1 protein-coding gene is annotated in these 1,172 nt (G+C 43.2%); it reads left to right on the top strand.

Translation table 11 applies throughout. The features are described from left to right. The first annotated feature begins 17 nt into the window (after window positions 1-17). Window positions 18-1,169: a Gfo/Idh/MocA family protein gene (locus ACYQ21_RS15620; protein ID WP_460059602.1), complete on the top strand. Its 1,152-nt coding sequence runs from the start codon at window positions 18-20 to the stop codon at window positions 1,167-1,169. The last annotated feature ends 3 nt before the right edge of the window (window positions 1,170-1,172 follow it).

The following is a 1,172-nucleotide window of genomic DNA, read 5'->3' on the forward strand; positions in this document are numbered from 1 at the left end:
TCAGAGAGGAATTTAGGATGAGAACATTTAAACTCGGCATACTTGGTGCGGGTGTCATCAGTAGAACCTACCTTGCAGACATCAAAGCATTTTATCAGCAGCTTGAGATTGTCGCCTGTGCAGACATTGATGTCGCACTTGCCCAAAAACTAGCGTCAGAATTTGACATCAAGAAAGTCTATACTGTAGAGGAATTGTTAAATGATGCCGAGGTTGAAATCGTCATTAATTTAACACCTCCTCAATTTCATGTTGCAACCAATAGGGCGATTATCGCAGCAGGCAAACACCTGTTCAGTGAGAAACCATTTGCGCCGACCTTGACAGAAGCAAAGGAAGTTTTAGCTTTAGCCGCTGAAAAAGGTGTGAAGATTGGTTGTGCACCAGATACTTTTTTGGCATCGGGTCTCCAAAGTATGCGCTATTACCTTGATAATGCCATCATCGGCAAACCTTTTTTTGTCACAGCAAATATGACAACATTTGGTGTGGAAACATGGCATCCCAATCCAGTCGCATTTTACAAGAAAGGGAGTGGCCCCTTATTTGATATGGGACCTTACTATTTGTCGGCGATTGTCGCCTTGCTCGGTCCGATTGCTTGTGTAACGGCATTTGATGTGACGGGGAATCCGACGAGACATATCTATGTTGGGGCAAATGCTGGTGCGGAAATTAAAACGGAAGTTCCCACGCATTATTCTGGTATCCTTAAGCTGAAAACGGGTGTGGTTGTGAGTTTTAATATGAGTTTCGACATTTACAAGTCAAATCTACCCATGTTTGAAATTTACGGCAATGGTGGGACACTGACTTATCCAGACCCTAATTTTGGTGGTGGCACACCGAAAGTGTATCGAAAAGAACAGTATACGGATGTTATTTATCAAGAGACGCCTGAAGCACAGGCAAGAAAAGAAATCTTTTACGACTTACCAGAACTATTCCCAAGAGTCAAGGATTATTCGAGAGGTCTAGGGGTGTTAGACCTTGCCAAATCAATTGAAACAGGTACAAAAAATCGTGCCAGTGGTGAGCTAATTCAGCATATCACGGAAGCCATTGAAGGGATTTTATCTGCGGCTGAAACGGGAGAAACTTATCACATGACAACGACTTGTGAGCGACCAGAACCCTTGAAACCGGGAGGGAATGTAGACGATATTTGAAAA

The organism is Pseudolactococcus yaeyamensis, from assembly GCF_054658615.1.